At 51.5% G+C, this 16,974-nt stretch carries 11 protein-coding genes; 6 read left to right on the top strand and 5 right to left on the bottom strand.

From position 1 onward, the window contains the following. Positions 1 to 1,107 precede the first annotated feature (1,107 nt). The 5 genes from ABD852_RS14590 (at position 1,108) to ABD852_RS14570 (ending at position 6,449) form a co-directional block, all read left to right on the top strand. On the top strand, positions 1,108 to 1,452 hold the full coding sequence (locus ABD852_RS14590; RefSeq protein ID WP_345030143.1) for a TM2 domain-containing protein: 345 nt from the start codon (positions 1,108 to 1,110) through the stop codon (positions 1,450 to 1,452). A gap of 32 nt (positions 1,453 to 1,484) precedes the next feature. Next, a complete protein-coding gene (locus ABD852_RS14585; protein WP_345030151.1) occupies positions 1,485 to 1,862 on the top strand; it encodes a DUF2752 domain-containing protein in 378 nt (125 codons plus the stop codon). After that, positions 1,859 to 2,290 (top strand): magnetosome magnetite crystal formation protein family, encoded by a 432-nt coding sequence (locus ABD852_RS14580; protein WP_345030141.1) that lies wholly within the window; start codon positions 1,859 to 1,861, stop codon positions 2,288 to 2,290. Before ABD852_RS14585 ends, ABD852_RS14580 begins: the two co-directional genes overlap by 4 nt. 3 nt (positions 2,291 to 2,293) lie before the next feature. Beyond that, positions 2,294 to 3,091 (top strand): M48 family metallopeptidase, encoded by a 798-nt coding sequence (locus ABD852_RS14575; RefSeq protein WP_345030140.1) that lies wholly within the window; start codon positions 2,294 to 2,296, stop codon positions 3,089 to 3,091. Positions 3,092 to 3,191: 100 nt separating this feature from the next. Continuing rightward, positions 3,192 to 6,449 (top strand): S41 family peptidase, encoded by a 3,258-nt coding sequence (locus ABD852_RS14570; RefSeq protein WP_345030138.1) that lies wholly within the window; start codon positions 3,192 to 3,194, stop codon positions 6,447 to 6,449. A gap of 105 nt (positions 6,450 to 6,554) precedes the next feature. Here ABD852_RS14570 and ABD852_RS14565 read toward each other — a convergent pair whose 3' ends face one another. From ABD852_RS14565 to ABD852_RS14550, 4 genes are all read right to left on the bottom strand, one after another. Next, complete coding sequence (locus ABD852_RS14565) at positions 6,555 to 7,964, bottom strand: efflux transporter outer membrane subunit (protein WP_345030136.1); 1,410 nt, start codon at positions 7,962 to 7,964, stop codon at positions 6,555 to 6,557. A gap of 71 nt (positions 7,965 to 8,035) precedes the next feature. Then, complete coding sequence (locus ABD852_RS14560; protein WP_345030135.1) at positions 8,036 to 11,185, bottom strand: efflux RND transporter permease subunit; 3,150 nt, start codon at positions 11,183 to 11,185, stop codon at positions 8,036 to 8,038. A gap of 56 nt (positions 11,186 to 11,241) precedes the next feature. Beyond that, the gene (locus ABD852_RS14555; protein ID WP_345030134.1) at positions 11,242 to 12,414 is read right to left on the bottom strand and encodes an efflux RND transporter periplasmic adaptor subunit; all 1,173 of its coding nucleotides are present in this window, start codon (positions 12,412 to 12,414) and stop codon (positions 11,242 to 11,244) included. A 53-nt stretch (positions 12,415 to 12,467) separates the two neighbouring features. Next, positions 12,468 to 13,085, bottom strand: coding sequence for a TetR/AcrR family transcriptional regulator (locus tag ABD852_RS14550; RefSeq protein ID WP_345030132.1), 618 nt, complete (start codon positions 13,083 to 13,085; stop codon positions 12,468 to 12,470). A gap of 420 nt (positions 13,086 to 13,505) precedes the next feature. Here ABD852_RS14550 and ABD852_RS14545 point away from each other — a divergent pair, with 420 nt between their 5' ends. Further along, complete coding sequence (locus ABD852_RS14545; RefSeq protein ID WP_345030130.1) at positions 13,506 to 14,177, top strand: GNAT family N-acetyltransferase; 672 nt, start codon at positions 13,506 to 13,508, stop codon at positions 14,175 to 14,177. On the opposite strand, the gene ABD852_RS14540 is transcribed toward ABD852_RS14545, so the two are convergent. Continuing rightward, entirely contained in the window at positions 14,121 to 16,652 is a 2,532-nt protein-coding gene (locus ABD852_RS14540) for an AMP-binding protein (RefSeq protein WP_345030128.1), read from the bottom strand. The genes ABD852_RS14545 and ABD852_RS14540 overlap by 57 nt on opposite strands. Between the last annotated feature and the right edge of the window lie 322 nt (positions 16,653 to 16,974).

Here is a 16,974-nt window from a genome sequence, read left to right as displayed (position 1 = left end):
AGTTGGCCGGTAAACACAATATGTATTTACTTGAAACACAATAAGTTAAAAAAGATGTCATTGGCACCGTAGTGGAGGGATCTCCCGCTGTCTGCCCCCCATCCCTTCCAGCGGACTTTTTTATACCAACCGGAGATTCTTCGGCTCCACTGCGTTGCGCTCAGAATGACCCTCCGGCGGTAGCCTCCGGCCGCAAGGTCATCCCGACCGTAGTGGAGGGATCTCCCGCTCCATGCACCCCATCCCTTCGAGCGGACTTTTTTATACCAACCGGAGATTCTTCGGCTCCACTGCGTTGCGCTCAGAATGACCCTCCGGCGGAAGCCTCCGGTCGCAAGGTCATCCCGACCGCAGTGGAGGGATCTCCCGCTGTCTGTACCCTATCCCTTCGAGCGGACTTTTTTATAACAACCGAAGATTCTTCGGCTCCACTGCGTTGCGCTCAGAATGACCCTCCGGCGGTAGCCTCCGGCCGCAAGGTCATCCCGACCGCAGTGGAGGGATCTCCCGCTGTCCGCACCCCATCCCTTCGAGCGGACTTTTTTATACCAACCGGAGATTCTTCGGCTCCACTGCGTTGCGCTCAGAATGACCCTCCGGCGGTAGCCTCCGGCCGCAAGGTCATCCCGACCGCAGTGGAGGGATCTCCCGCTCCATGCACCCCCTCCCTTCGAGCGGACTTTTTTATACCAACCGGAGATTCTTCGGCTCCACTGCGTTGCGCTCAGAATGACCCTCCGGCGGTAGCCTCCGGCCGCAAGGTCATCCCGACCGCAGTGGAGGGATCTCCCGCTCCATGCACCCCCTCCCTTCGAGCGGGCTTTTTTATACCAACCGGAGATTCTTCGGCTCCACTGTGTTGCGCTCAGAATGACCCTCCGGCAGGACGCTCCCGCGAACTCCCTCCGGCTGCAGCCGTCTGCCATTGATGGAATAAAAACAGCTGTTGATTTTCGGCAGCGATATTTTACTGTTTTTTTTAAATCACATGGTCGCCTGTTTTCCAAGGGGTTGAACAAAAAACTTTTTTCTCAGAATGACGGGTACTGGCTGTAAATGATTTCCTTTGATTTATCTTTACCTTAATAAAGCCTTCAAAACTATCCGATGGACCTGAACAAAACTGACTTGTTCCTGATGCTAAAAGGGAACAACTTCGAATCTCACCAGCTGCCCGGCATAAAAAACGAGCTTGAAGTGCTCGACGATGAAAGGTGGAAAAAACTGCTGATGACGGATTTTAACGATCCTAAGTTTTTTCAAATCATCTCTTTTCTCGGTGGAACATTTGGTATCGACCGTTTTCTGGTGGGGGACACCGGTTTGGGCGTAGCAAAACTACTTACCTGCGGCGGAATGGGGATATGGACCATCATTGACTGGTTCCTGATCGGAGGCGTTGCGCGTGAGAAAAATGTGTTGAAATTAAAGGAAATTCTGTCCGGTTACTGACCGTGTTAACAGCCAGAAGGTTATACCGCTTGGTGCTTTGGGCTGCTGCCGGGGGCTATCTTTGGCTTGGCTATACGCTCTTTCAGGGTTCGCCCGGCGGCCCCGGAGTCTGCCTGATCAAAGAGGTAACCGGGGTACCTTGCCCTTCGTGCGGGACTACCCGGGCGATAGAGGCGCTGGCACACGGAAATTTGCAGGCGTCATTTCTGCTAAACCCCTTCGGGCTCCTTGTATTTGCCTTAATGATGGTGATACCGGTTTGGGTGGTCGTTGACCTGCTGACAGGAAAAACGACTTTTTACCGGGCTTATCAACGGTCCGAGCAGATCCTGAGAAGAAAATACATAGCAATACCTCTCGCGATCCTGGTGCTGCTAAATTGGGTTTGGAACATAATGAAAGGACTATGATGACCATTAAAGCGTTTCCCTATCCGCCGGGAGAGCACGAGCGTGAAAAGGCGTCCAACAGCTACTTGATGTCGCTTATTGCACTTATTGCCGGCTTGCCACTGCCTATCGTGAACCTGATCGCCACATTCATTTTTTATCTCGGTAATCGTAAAGGTACTTATTTCGTGAGGTGGCACTGCACACAGGCACTGCTTTCCCAATTGTCGCTCCTTTTTATGAACAGCTATGGTTTCTGGTGGACCGTTTCTATTTTGTTTTGGGATAAAGGTGTGTCCAACGACTATATCGCCTATATCCTGACGGCAGTTTTATTTAACCTGGCGGATTTTGTCGCAACCATTTACACGGCTATCGAAACCCGGAAGGGAAACCATGTTGCCTGGCTGTTTTACGGCGATCTGACTAATTTTTTTGTAAAGCAATAGAGCATGGGACGCGTCTTTTTGCATGGAATGCTGTTGGTTGCCCTGTTTTTCGGGGTGTATGGAACGCTCAGGAAGTTGGATTGGCTCACTGTTTTTGAAGTGAATAAAAACCTGGGCAAGACAGAAAAAAAACTGGGCGACCTGCTTTGGAAAATGTTTCGGGAATCGGATGAAGTAGTCTCCAACCCCAAAGTGGTGAACCGCATTGACAGCATCGTTACCAGGATTTGCGAGCACAATGAGATGGCAAAAGATAAAATCAAGCTGCATGTCCTGGAAAAAGAGGAGGTTAATGCATTTGCGCTGCCGGATGGCCACCTGGTAGTTTATTCCGGACTGATCGCCGCATCAGAAAGTCCGGAAGAACTGGCAGGGGTGATCGGCCATGAACTGGCACATATTCAACTTGATCACGTGATGAAAAAGTTAGTGAAAGAAGTTGGGCTTTCCGTTCTGATTTCTGCAACCGCAGGTGGGGGCGGGGAAGTGCCCGGCAAAATTGTACGAACGCTTTCTTCTTCCGCATTTGACCGGAAACAGGAGAGGGAGGCCGATCTCCATGCGGTAGACTACCTCATCGCGGCAAAAATAGACCCTGTTCCTTTTGGTGAGTTTCTGTACAGGATAGGCGGCGATGCGGAAACAGCTTCCTATCTTTCCTGGCTGAGCACACACCCTGATTCACGCGAGCGGGGCGAATATATTGTTGAATATGCGGGAGAACAGTCTTTTGAGTCCGAACAGCTGCTTTCGCCCCTATCCTGGACGGAATTGAAGTCCTTGCTTCATAACGATCGCTAGCGCCTGACCAATAGGTAAAATCCTGCGCGGCCTTTATGTAATTTTTTTATTTTTGAGCCAGTTTCGGGCAAGCCCCTTCATCAACAAACTTTCCAGCTCTATGAAACTATTAAGAAACAGTTTCTTTGCTTTATTAACCGTTTTGAGTGTTTCCGTAAATGCGGAAGAGGCTCGTGTGTTACGTTTCCCGGCCGTTCACGGTAATCAGGTTGTGTTTTCCTACGCCGGCGACTTGTATACAGTCCCGCGCAGCGGCGGGGTTGCCCGGAAGCTTACCAACCACCCGGGTTATGAAATGTTTCCCCGTTTCAGTCACGATGGCAGGCAGATTGCTTTTACTGCCCAATACGACGGCAATACCGAAGTCTATGTAATGCCCGCAGAAGGCGGTATTCCGAAACGGATCACCTATACGGCTACCATTGACCGGGATGACGTGTCTGACCGGATGGGGCCCAATAACGTTACCATGGCCTGGACCCCGGATGATAAGTTTGTGATCTACAGGGGGCGAAGCAATTCCTTTAATGCTTTCAAAGGAATGCTGTACAAAGTACCGGTTCAGGGCGGTTTAAGCGAAGCACTGCCTTTTTCAGTAGCCAGCTGGGCAACGTATAGCCAGGACGGAAGCAAGCTGGCCATGAACCGCGTGTTCCGGGAGTTCAGGACGTGGAAGTATTACAAGGGGGGAATGGCCGACGACGTATGGCTGTTCGACAATAAAACGGGTAAAAGTGAAAATATTACGAATAACCCTGCCCAGGATATTTTCCCGATGTATGCCGGCGATAAAGTGTACTTTCTGAGTGACCGTGATCGGACCATGAATCTTTTTGAGTACGATACCCGGTCCGGACAAACACGGAAAGTAACCGATTTTAACACATTTGACTGTAAATTTCCTTCACTAGGGAACGATGCCATTGCTTTTGAAAACGGTGGATACATTTACCTCTACAATCTGACGAGCGGGAAGACCGAAAAACTGAATGTAATCGTTGCGGAGGATTTTGCCTCCGGGCGGAACAAGGAAGTTGACGCATCGGAACAAATCGGCAGCTATGCCCTTTCCCCGGATGGGCAACGCGCGGCTTTCGGCGCGAGAGGCGAAGTGTTTTCGGTGCCTGCTAAAAGCGGCGTTACCCGAAATCTCACCAAATCGCCCGGTGCACATGACCGGAATGTGGAGTGGAGCCCTGACGGACAGTGGATCAGTTTCTTGTCGGACAGAACGGGAGAGGATGAGGTTTATATCCAGAAACAGGATGGTTCTGCTCCCGCAAAACAGCTTACAAAGGGCGGCGGTAGTTATAAGTTTAATCCGGTATGGAGTCCCGACAGCAAGTTCCTGGTATTTGGGGATCGCGCACAAGACCTCTATAAAGTCGAGGTCGGTAATGGCCAAAAGGAGCTGATTTACCATTCGCCGTTCTTTGAGGTTACGGACTTTGCAATCAGCCCCGACAGCAAGTGGATTGCCTATCTTGAGCCGGGACGCTCGCGTACCTTCAGCACCATCAAGCTGTATCACATCGGGACCAAAGAGCGCATCGCGGTGACAGATGAGTGGTATGCGAGTGCAAACCCGGCGTTCAGTCCGGACGGTAAATACCTCTTCTTCGTATCAGACCGTGACTTTAACCCGACCTACAGCGCCACGGAATGGAACCATTCCTATAACGACATGGGCAGGATTTATATGATCAGACTTTCCGACGCGTCAAAATCCATTTTTGAGCCGCAGGACGACGAGGTCAACCTGCAAAAGGATTCAACCGATAATAAAAAGCCGGCCGGGAAAAACGCGGATAAATCGCCCGGCGTGAAGGTTGAAGTGGTCGCCAACGGGCTGGCCGACCGGGTGGAAGGTTTGCCCGTCAGTCCGGGATATTACCGCAGTCTGAGGCCGGTAGCCGAGGGGATTTATTACTATTCCGGCGGAACCAAAACCCCTGGGAGTGTCCGTTATTTCAGCTATAAGGACAAGAAAGAAACTGAGATCGGCGATTTTAACAGTTTCCTGCTGAGTCAGAACGATAAAAAAGTGCTGATCAAGAAAGGAAAGGACTGGTTTGTGGAGGACATTTCCACCACCAAAATGGATCCAAAAAACAAGCTTGTCCTGTCAGGGCTCCGGTATGTAACCGATCTTCGCGCCGAGTGGCGGCAGATTTTCGACGAGTCATGGCGGCAGATGCGCGACTATTTTTACGACCCCAATATGCATGGCGTCGACTGGAAGGCTGTAAGGGAAAAGTATGCTGCCCTGGTGCCTTTTGTGAGCCACCGCAACGATCTCACCTACCTGATCGGGGAAATGATTGGCGAGCTTAACGTAGGACACGCCTATGTAAACGGCGGCGATCGTCCCGATGTAGGCCGGATCAAACTGGGTATGCTGGGGGCAACTCTGGTTCGCGACGCCTCGGGCTTCTTCCGTGTGACGAAGATATTACCAGGTGTGAGTTGGGACAAGAACCTGATTTCTCCGTTGCGGGCACCTGGTGTTGACGTGCAGGAAGGAGACTTCATCACTACGGTAAACGGGGAGGATGTCAGGAAATATCCGAATATATATGAATTGCTGGTGGGCAAGGCAAACCAGCTGATCGAGATCCAGGTAAGCAAGAATGCGAAGGGGGAGGCTCCCGGACGGTTCGTAGTGCGTCCCATTGCTGATGAATCTCCATTGTACTATCAAAATTGGGTGGAGGAGAATATTGCCAAAGTGAAAAAAGCTTCGGACGGTACAATAGGATACCTTCATATCCCTGACATGGGCGTAGACGGGTTGAACCAGTTTGCCAGGTATTTCTATCCTCAGCTCGACAAGCAGGCGCTTATTGTAGATGATCGTGGCAACGGGGGCGGAAATGTCTCCCCTATGATCATTGAAAGGTTGCTCAGAAGACCTGCGCTCGGTGCGATGCTGCGGAATGGCACGTCTTCTTCAGTAAAGCCGGAGGCGCAAATCGGCCCCAAAGTATGCCTGATCGATCAGTATTCGGCTTCTGATGGCGATCTGTTCCCGTACCAGTTCAAATTTTACGGAATTGGACCCTTGATCGGGCAACGGACCTGGGGCGGTGTGGTAGGTATCAGGGGGACGCTGCCGTTTATTGACGGCGGAGACCTGCGTAAACCCGAGTTTGCGCATTTTGCCGCTGACGGCTCTAAGTTTATTATTGAGGGCGAAGGAGTGTCGCCCGATATTGAAGTAATAAATGACCCGCACCAGGAATATTTGGGCAACGATACCCAACTGCTCCGGGGAATAGATGAGCTGAAGAAAAAATTGGCTGAACCAGGCCCGAAAGGTACACCGGCTATTCCGCCATTTCCGAATAAAGCGAGGTAGGGGAGCGGAAATCAGAAATCGGAAATCAGAAATCAGAAACCGGCAAAGCAAGTTACGAATGCAAACGCGCCGATTTCCGATCTCTGATTTCCGATTTCTCCACTTTTATTTTCCCCCTCCCAGCGCCCTGTACAGCTCCACTATGGCAAGGAGCTGCTGGCGTTTGTCGGAGATGCCGGCCAGTTGAGCGGCGAGCAGGGCCTGTTCCGAAGTAAGAACGTCGGTGTAGTTGGTAGCGGAGCTATACCGGAGCAGCTGTTCGGTATAGTTGACCGCTTTTTCAAGTGCGTCGATTTGTTTTTTTCGCGTGGCTTCTTTTTCTACCCCCATTTCGTAGGCGAAAAGGGCGTCGGATACTTCCTGGCCTGCCACCAGAATGGATTTATAGAAGTTTTGCAACGCCATCTCGCGCTGCGCCTCGGTTGTTTTCAGACGTGCCTTGTTGGCGCCTTTGGCGAGGATCGGCTGCGTAAGGCCTGCCGCGAGGCTGTAAAAAAGCGAATTCGTGAAAATGCTATTGGTTGCCAGCGCCGAAAAACCGCCGCTTCCGGCCGTAATGGCCAGGCTGGGATAAAAGTAGGTTCTGGCAACATTTACATTTTCGAAGGCAGCCCGGTAAGTTAGTTCGGCGGCGGCTACATCGGGGCGTTTCTGAAGCAATTGCAGGGGAACGCCGGTCTTCAGGTCCACATTGGCCGACTGTTCTTCCAGCGTATTCCGTTCAATGGGCTGCGGGTGCCTGCCCAGTACAACATTCAGTGCGTTTTCCAGCTCTCTTATTCCCTGCTTCAGATCGGGGACGCTTACTTCTGCGGCGTACAGGTTTCCTTCGCTCTGAACAACAGCGGCCCCGGTAACGATAGCCGACTCTTTCAGTTTCTGCATGGTAAACACGTTTTTGCGACGTACTTCTATGGTAGCCTGGGTCACGGCCAGTTGCTGATCAAGGGCCAGCAGGCCATAGTAAGCGTTGGCAATAGTGGCGACAACCTGCGTTTGCAACGCTTTCCTGGCAGCTTCCGTCTGCATCAGTGAAGCCATGGACGCCCGCTTGGCGCTAGAAAGTTTTCCCCAGATGTCAGCCTCCCAATTGGTTGTAACCCCTACCTGGAAGGTAGTGGTTTTGAGGTTGATATTGATATTGGGCGGAAGGTTCAGCGCTGCCCGGCTGGTTCTGGACAGGGTGACGTTGGGCGAAAAATTAAGCGACGGCATGAAGGCCTGCCTGCTTTGCTCCAGAAGAGCCTGCGCCTCATTGATTCGCTCCAGGGCGACTTTCAGGTCCAGGTTGTTGGCCAGACCCAGCCCGATAAGCTGCTGCAGCTTCGGATCGGTGAAAAGTTGCTGCCAGGGCATATCTGCCAGAGAGCTGGTGTCGGTGGTAGCGGGCGCCCGGTAAAGACTGTCTGTCAGCGATGCCGAAAGGACCGGCCGTTCATATTTTCGCGTGATTTTGCACCCCGCGAACAGCAAACCGCCTAACAGCACAAATGTGAGTGATTTATAAGAATTCATAAGGTTTTGATGCTTTTGGTTCGATTCACTGCCGGAATACCCAGGCCGGATACCCCGGCAGTGTGAAGGGCTCATGAGTTGGTAACCGCGTCTTCAATTGGTTTTGGCGGGCCGCTGATCCATTCCTGGATACCCTGGAAAATAACGAAAAGCATGGGCACCACGAAGACTCCGAATATGGTCCCGATCAACATCCCTCCGATTGCACCCGTACCGATAGACCGGTTTCCGTTAGCGCCGGCGCCTGTGGCGGTCATCAGGGGCAGCAAACCCAGGATGAATGCAAATGAGGTCATCAAAATAGGCCGGAAGCGCTTTTCGGCGCCGTCGATGGCGGCCTGTATCAGGGTCATGCCGTGCCTTCGCCGGGTAATAGCGTATTCCACAATCAGGATTGCATTTTTTGCCAGAAGCCCGATGAGCATAATCAGCGTGATCTGGATGTAAATGTTATTACTGATATCAAACCATTTGGTGAAAATAAAGGCCCCGGCCATACCTATCGGCAGGGATAATATCACCGCGAATGGGAGCAGGTAACTTTCGTACTGCGCGCTCAACAGGAAGTAGACAAAAACAAGGCACAGCAGGAAGATGTAAAATGTCTGTCCGCCGGAGCTCATTTCTTCCCGGGTCATGCCCGAGAACTCATAACCGTACCCGGTCGGAAGCGTTTCTTCGGCGACCTCCTGGATCACGCGGATGGCGTCTCCGGAACTGAACCCCGGGTTGGTAGCGCCATTGATTGCAACCGAAGTAAACAGGTTAAAGCGGTTAATTGCCTGCGCTCCGTACACCCTTTCAAGGGTTACAAACTGGCTGAGCGGCGCCATCACCCCGTTTGCATTCCTCACCTGCACCAGGTTCAGGCTTTCCGGGTTGTTCCGGTACTCCGGTTCCGATTGGTACATCACCCGGAATTGTTTCCCGAAACGGTTAAAGTTAGAGGCATAAACGCCGCCGTAGTACCCCTGCATTACGCCGAGGATGTCGTTGACCGTCAGGCCTGCGCGTTTTACCTTCGCCACATCCACGTTCAGCTCATATTGCGGGAAGTTGGGGTTGAAGGACGTTGAAGCGAACTGGATTTCAGGTCTTTGCCTGAGCGCGGCGAGGAATTTGTCCGAGACTCCGCTCAGCGCCTGGATCGAGGCGCCGGCGCGGTCCTGCAATTGAAACTCAAACCCGCTCGTAGCCCCGAATCCCTGAATGGTCGGCGGGGAGAAAAAGATGACACGGGCGTCTTTTATGGTCGAGGTCTGGGCGAAAAGCTTTTGAATAAGTCCCTGGATATCCTGGCCTTTGCCGGACCGCTCTTTCCAATGCTTAAGCTCCATAATTACCATTCCATAATTGCTTCCCGTGCCGCTTATCATTCCGCGGCCCGTGATGCGGAGCACATTGTTAATCTCCGGGAAAGTTTCGGCGATTTTGGAAATCTCCTTGGTAATTTCATCGGTCCGTTCTACCGATGCACCGAGCGGCAGACTGATGTCGGAGAAAATCGTACCCATATCTTCATTGGGTACAAAAGCGGTAGGGGTCGTTTTCATCAAATAGGCCCAGGTACCTGTAAACAGTAGCAGTCCAAAAATCCCGACCCACTTATAGCGAATCAGGAAGCCGACCGCATTCCGGTATTTCCGGGTTGTTACATCGAACGCAACGTTAAAGCTGTCGCCGGCGCGCTGGAAAAAGTTTTTCCGGGGCTGGTCGCCGTGCGCGTGATGCGGTTTCAGGATAAGCGCGCAAAGAGCCGGGCTGAGCGTGAGTGCATTGATCGCCGACAGGATAATGGATATGGCGAGGGTTAACCCGAACTGCTTGTAAAATACACCGGTTGATCCCCCGATAAAGCTTACCGGTACAAACACGGCAGACATAACGAGTGTAATGCTGATAATGGCGCTGCTGATATCGTTCATCGCGCCCAAGGAAGCTTCCTTAGCCGATTTTGCCCCGCCTTCAAGCTTGGCATGGACCGCTTCGACCACGACAATGGCATCATCCACCACGATCCCGACCGCAAGCACGAGCGCAAACAGGGTGAGCAGGTTGATTGTAAACCCGAACAGGCTCAGGAAGAAGAAGGTACCGACAATCGCGACCGGAACCGCCAGCGCCGGGATGAGTGTGGAGCGCCAGTCCTGGAGGAAAATGAACACGACGATAAAAACCAGGATAAAGGCTTCAATCAGGGCGCTGATTACTTTGTCAATGGAGGCGTCAAGGAACTTGTTGACGTTCACCATGGTGGTGTATTTGATACCTTCAGGGAAGTTTTTTGAGGCGGCGTCGAGCACTGCCAGCGAACCGTTGATTACCTCCTGCGCGTTAGATCCGGCCGTTTGGGCAATGGCAATACCAATGGTCGGGTGCCCGTTCACGAACGAGTACCCGGAATAGGTCTGCGAACCCATCTCGATTCGCGCGATGTCCTTGAGGCGCAGTATCTGGCCGTCGGTACCTACCCGAACGACCATGTCGCCGAATTCCGCCTCATCTTTTAACCTGCCCTTGTACTTGATGACGTATTGGAAGGATTCCTTTCCCTCCTCACCAAATTGGCCGGGCGCCGCTTCAATGTTCTGTTCGGCAAGCAGTGCACCGATATCATTAGGAATAAGGCCATAGCTGGCCATAATGTCGGGTTTCAGCCAGATACGCATGGTATAGTCCTTCGTACCGAATGCGGTCGCATCACCTACGCCGTTTACCCGCTTTATTTGCGGGATAATGTTGATGTTGGCATAGTTCTGCAGGAAAACCTGGTCGTAGGAAGCGGTTTCGCTATAGAGCGTAAAGATCAACACGTTACTGCTTTGCCGTTTCTGCGTGGTAACGCCCGCCCGGGTAACCTCCTGGGGTAGGAGGCTTGTGGCGCGGGCCACGCGGTTTTGCACGTTTACAGCGGCCATGTCGGGATCCGTGCCCAGCTTGAAGTAGACCGTGATCATGGCGGTTCCGTCGTTATTGGCGGTTGAGGTCATGTAGGTCATGTCTTCAACGCCGTTGATCTGTTCTTCGAGCGGTACAATGACACTGTTGAGCACTACTTCCGCGTTGGCGCCCTGGTAGGCGGCGGAGACAACGATAGTGGGCGGCGCAATTTCAGGGTACTGTGAAACCGGCAGCGTAATGATGCCCAGCAGACCCAGAATGACGATGATAATGGAAATGACCGTTGATAGTACCGGTCGTACAATAAATTTGTTAAACATGGCGCGTTTTTTTGATCCCCGGAAGGATTTGTAATATCAATTGCCCGGCAGATACTTTAGTTTTCCGCCGCTGACCGAATGCTATCCCGGCTCACCATATTGGGTGCGATTTTGGTACCGGGGCCGAGAATACCCACGCCTTCAAGCAGAATGGTCTGGCCTGCCTTCAACCCTTTGTCCACGATAAAATCCTGACCGCCCGGTACCGCTCTTACCGTCACTTCGTTGGGGGAGAGGGTGCTGTCTTTTTCTATTACGTACACGAATTTCTTTCCCTGGATATCATAGGTGGTCTTTTGGGGGATCAGGATCACATCATTTTCCCTGGCGTACATCCGGATCGTAGCACTGTTCCCGCTTCTCAGCAACCCGGCGGCATTAGGGAAGCCGGCCCTGATATTATAGGAACCTGTTTGGGTACTTACCTGGCCGCTGATTGTTTCTATTTGTCCTTTGGAGGTATATTCGGTACCGTCCGGCAGAATGAGCGTCACGGGGGGAAGCTCTTTCAGTTTCTGTTGGAGCGAAGTACCTTGCGTCGTCCTGGCAAATTCAAGCAGAAGCTTTTCGTTTACTGAAAAGTAGGCGTAGACCTTGCCGATATTGGAGATGACGGTAAGTGGCTGAGAGGTGGTGCTGTTTACATAGCTGCCGAGCTTATAGGGCAGGTCGCCGACAACACCGTTAACGGGGCTGGTCAGGTTGGTATAGCCTACATTGATTTTTGCATTGATCAACTTGGCTTTTGCCTGTTCCAGTGCTGCCTGGCGGGCTTTGAGGCCGAGTTCGGCTGATTCAAGTTCAAACTTGCTGATAATTTCCTGCTCTACGAGGGGCTTCGCTTTGGCGACCTGGAGCCGAGCCGCTGCTACATCGGCTTCTGCGCTGCTGATAGCGGCGGTAGCCGAGATTACCTCCTGTTCGTACTGGGGGTTCCGAATTTTGAAGAGCGCCTGCCCTTTCCGGACAACTGCACCTTCGATGACATAGGTGGATTCGATATAGCCATCAATTTTCGGCCTGATCTCTATATCCTCTTCCCCCCGGAGCTGGGCCGGGTAGTCGGTCAGCAGCGTGGCCGAGTCGGTGGCGACGGTCATGACGCCGTATTGAGCCGGTCCCTTTTGCTGGTTGCCCTGCTTTTTTTCACCACAAGCATAGAGGACAAGGGAGAATAGGAGCGCAAGACACAAGAAGTGCGTGGTTGAAACCCTGGTTTTGTTTTCCATTTTTTGAAGTGTAATGATAAGAAGTGGTGAAAATCCCAACGGTTGATGGAAGTTCAGTTGACTGAGTTAACGTTAAAAATCATATTAACGATCATTTCTTTCCGCTCAATCATTAATTTTTCGTAGCGCTCAGGCGATTGTTCGAAAAAATCGATGTAGAGGGGTTTCATAATGATCGGGTAAGAAATGAGTGAAAAGAGGTTGATCATGAAGTTTTCGGGAGATGTTTTCATGATGGTGCCTTTTTCCATTTCCTGGGAAATTTCATTGAGAAAGAGCCTGATTTCCGGTGGGGTAGAGGTAGCTCTGGCGAAGAGCTGCGGTTCCGACTGGGGTTTGCAGTTCATCTCATTGATAAGGAACGACTGGAGGTAGGGGGCATTGGTGACGTAATCAAAAAAAACCGAAATAAACTTTTCGACTTTTTCCCGGAAGGGCAGTTCGGAACCCAGGATGGCTTTTATCTTCCTGGTGAGTTCGCCCTTGGCTTCATCGTGAACCTGTTTGACAAGGTCGTTCTTGGAGCGAAAATAATAGTGAAGCGAGGTACGGTTGATCCCGGCGGCATCTGCTATGTCCTGCGTGGTGGCGTGAAGTTTCCCTTCAATAAAAAACACTTTTCTGGCTGTGTCTTTAATAATCTGCTCCGTTCCAACGTCTCTAACGGCCATTTGACAATTCTGTTTGACAATTTTGTCAACAAAGGTAACAGGTCGGTTCGTAAAAATAAAACACCTGCCCGTTTTTGGCTTCACCCACCCCAGGCAGCGCTTGTTCCCTATGCCGGGATGGGATTTTTCTTAGACATTACGTTCGGGTGATGAATGCAAATGCCGGTGCTGCGGACTGTAACCGCGCGCATTTTTAACGAATAAGGGAGGTCGTCATTTTGTGAGAAATATACGCTGACGTTTACTTAATAAAGTCAGATAATCAGAATCTGTACGTGGAGGGCCGGCTCACCGGTATGGTTAAAAAGACGCGATGTAGATTTTTTTGTGGGTGTTTTATTAATCCTTTGTTTCTTAATGGTTTGCCTTTTAGTAATTGTTAGTGCTCTCGTCCGGAATTTGTGTTAAAACTCACTAAATTTGTTGCATCATCCTGCAACATTTAACCTGGGTCACGAGACCCGCTCCGTTATGAACCCGCCTTTTGACGTAAAAGAGAACTATGTCCTCGAAAATGAGTGTGTTTTAATGCGCCCGCTACAATGCGACGACCTGGAGCATTTGTTGGATTTTGCCCTGAAAGAGCCGGAAATCTGGAAATATTCGCTGGTACAGGCCGGGGGTGAGGAAAATATGCGCCGTTATATCAATGCCGCCGTCGCCAGCCGCGAGAAGTGCCAGCACTATCCTTATATTGTATTTGATAAAATGAGCGGTGCTTATGCAGGCACTACCCGCTTTTGTGATATACAGCTGGCTACCCAAAGCATGCAAATGGGCTACACCTGGTACGGGGAAAAATTTCAGGGTTCAATGGTCAACCGAAATTGTAAATATCTGCTGCTTGAATTTGCCTTCGAGAAAATGCAGTTCGAGCGCATAGAGTTCCGGGTGGACGTGCAGAACGAAAGAAGCCTCAGTTCATTGCTGAAACTTGGATGCGTGATGGAAGGCCGGCTTCGCAAGGTGGGCCCTGCCATAGACAGTGAAAGGCGCGACTGTTACGTTCTCAGCATTCTGAAGGACGAATGGATGTCAACCGTCGGTCCGCAGCTGCGGCTGAAGCTCGCTGCCCGCGCCGTTCCATTGTAGGTGGCGTGCTACAATCTGTGCATTGTCGGGATCATTCACGGCATTTTCGTGCCAGCCTGCCAGCCAGTAGGTATGTAAGTTGCCTTTTGTGTGTTTTTTCCAGTTATAGTCCCATTTGAACTGGTAGGCAACAGGGAGTTCTTTCGCCCTGAATAGCACGATGTCGGCGGCAAGGGATTGCCGTTCGGGGAATGATTGCACATAATGCCAAACCACCTGTACGGGGTTCAGGGGATCTTCTTTGAATTTCTCGGCGGTAAACCGGCCTGAATAATCGCGGTAGGTCTTCCGGAACTGTATAACAAAACGCTGCCAGATATCATCCGGGTTGGTCAGGAACTGCCGGAATTTTCGGGCTACTCTCACCGAAAAGTTGTAACCCAGCTCCACTCTTGAGAATTGCCGGTATAGCGGGGTATCTAACAAAACAAGCTTTTTTATGGGTCGTTTGTTGTTTTCCGATTCCTTGCAGACAAAATATGCGAGCATCCCGCCGAAAGAATAACCGGCAACGCTGATGTCCGAAGCAGGTTGAATGGAGTCAGCCAGGGCTTTGACCAGATGTCCGAACGGTGCAATCGATTGGTCGGGCAGTACCGGGTTGTAGTAAAGGAAATACAGGTTGTAGGTGTCATGGAGCGCCTCCTCCAGGTACCGGTATGTGCGCCGGTCGCCGGGATAGGGGGGGATAAAGTACAACGTCGGTCGCGCCGGGTCTGCCTGGTTAATGGGTACTACGGCGGCCAGATTATTTTTTAATTTCAGGATGAATTGTTCAAGCGAAGCGGGTGTGGTATAGGTATACATGGCGTTGATATCCAAACGGATGCCAAGTTCTTTTTCCAGTGTTTCGGTACACACCGCGCACAAAAGAGAATCTCCCCCAAGGTCTTTGAAAAAATCGTCTTCTGCCCGGACTGCGTAGGAAAGTCCTAACTCTTTTTCCCAGATGCCCGTAATGGATTGAAGAATGGAACTTTGTTCATGGGGGCTCCGGGGCGCCGGATTGTATGGATGCTCCGCGGCAGGCAGGCTTTTCCGGTCTATTTTGCCCGTAATGGTTTTGGGGAGGGAGTCGAGCAGCGTATATCCCGCCGGAAGCATATGCGGCGGAAGCTTGCTTTTCAGGAAAGACTGACATTGATCGAGCGAAAAGTCCTCCGAAGCTGCAAAGAAAGCTTGTAGCCTCTGGTTTTTATCAAGGATTACGGCAGCTTCGCGCACCGGAGGAAATTGCTGGAAGGCGGCTTCGATTTGCTGAAGATTGACCTTGATCCCGTTAATTTTTACTACAAAGTCCTTCCGTCCGCTCAGGTAAAGCCGGCCGGATTCGTCCAGGAAGCCGATGTCCCCGGTTTTGTAACGGATTTTTCCGTCGGGGATGGTGGTAAATGCGTCCGCGGCTGGTCCGAAGAGATATCCGCCGGGCAGGCCGTGCGCCTCAACTACGATTTCGCCGGTTTTCCCCTGCTGCACTTCTTCTCCGCTGTCATCCACAACGAGGATTCGTTTGTCGAGCCAGGGGCGCCCCACGGACCCGGCAGGATCCGATGGAGCGCCGTTGTTTTGGTAACAGGCGAGGGTAATGCCCCGGGTTTCGGTGGCGGCGTACCCATTCATAAAGGTCAGGGCAGGCGGAAGCCTTTTTGAAAACAGCTCAAGGTCTTCCGGTTGTACTGCTTCAGCACTGATGATCAGTATTTTCAATTTGGACAGGCGATGCGAAAGATCCTGCGCTTTGGTAAGGAGCCGCAAAACACTGGCAGGCACGGTGGTGAGGGTAATGCCGGCTTCCTCCCAAAGCTGAGGGAGTGCAAGAGCACCGCTTTTTTGAAAGTCGAAAAGTACCAGGTGGCCACCGGCGAGCAGAATCGGGAAGATAGCGCCCGCCGAAGCGCTGAACATGAGGGAGCCGTAGTAATCGCGCTTGTCGTTCGGCCCGATCGGGAAACGTTCGATCTGTGCCATTGTGTCGGCAAGCAGGTACTGCTGACTATGGCGCACCAGTTTTGGAGCTCCTGTGCTGCCGGAAGTGGAAAATATGGCAAACGGGCTCTCCGGCGCAGGTATTTGCGGAGAACTGTAGCCTTTCCCCGGTAAGACTGCTTCGGAAAAAAGGATTACCCGGTTGGAAACCCGGTTGGAAAGATTTGCTTGCGTATCCGTCAGGACGGGCATCGCTCGAAGTTCAGGGAATTGGTTCAGGTAATATTCGAGGAGATCGGGATTAATAAAAAAATAATGATTCCCGGAGAGAAGTATACCCAGAAAGGCGGTAATGCTGTGTAGTTTGTCGTGGAGAGAAACGATAACGCCCTGCTCACGGATTTCTTTTTTCAGGAGGAAAGCTGCTATGGCTGCAGCTTCTGCATGTAGTTCTGCATACGAGCGTGTACGCGAAATATCGGATAGCGCGGGTTGGCCTCCACTGCTGGCAACTACCCTAAGCCAGAGGGGTATAAAGCTGTATCCCATAGGGTTGATATCGAAAGGGGCTAATATACGAAGGCGTAGGTTTTTTGGTACGTACGGTGGAAAATATTGATTAACTGGCAGCGGGTATACGTTAACCGGCCGGATCTGCGGGCAATTGAATATTCTATTCAAAAAATGTTACTTTGCATGGCTCGGTAAAATCAAAGTTACCTCGTCCAAGTACTTATAACCCGGCATGCGTCCGCAACTGATCCCACAAGAAGACCCGCTAATCCCGCTATGGCAGCTGCGCTGTTCGGGCGACAGGGACACATTTGTGCAAATTACCGAGTATTGCCGCAAGCCGTTGTACCTGTTATAC

Source organism: Ravibacter arvi, assembly GCF_039540405.1.
In the GTDB taxonomy this organism is placed as follows: Bacteria; Bacteroidota; Bacteroidia; order Cytophagales; family Spirosomataceae; genus Ravibacter; species Ravibacter arvi.
The sequence above is the reverse complement of the archived record's forward strand: the minus strand, read 5'-3'. Positions and strand labels throughout refer to the sequence as shown.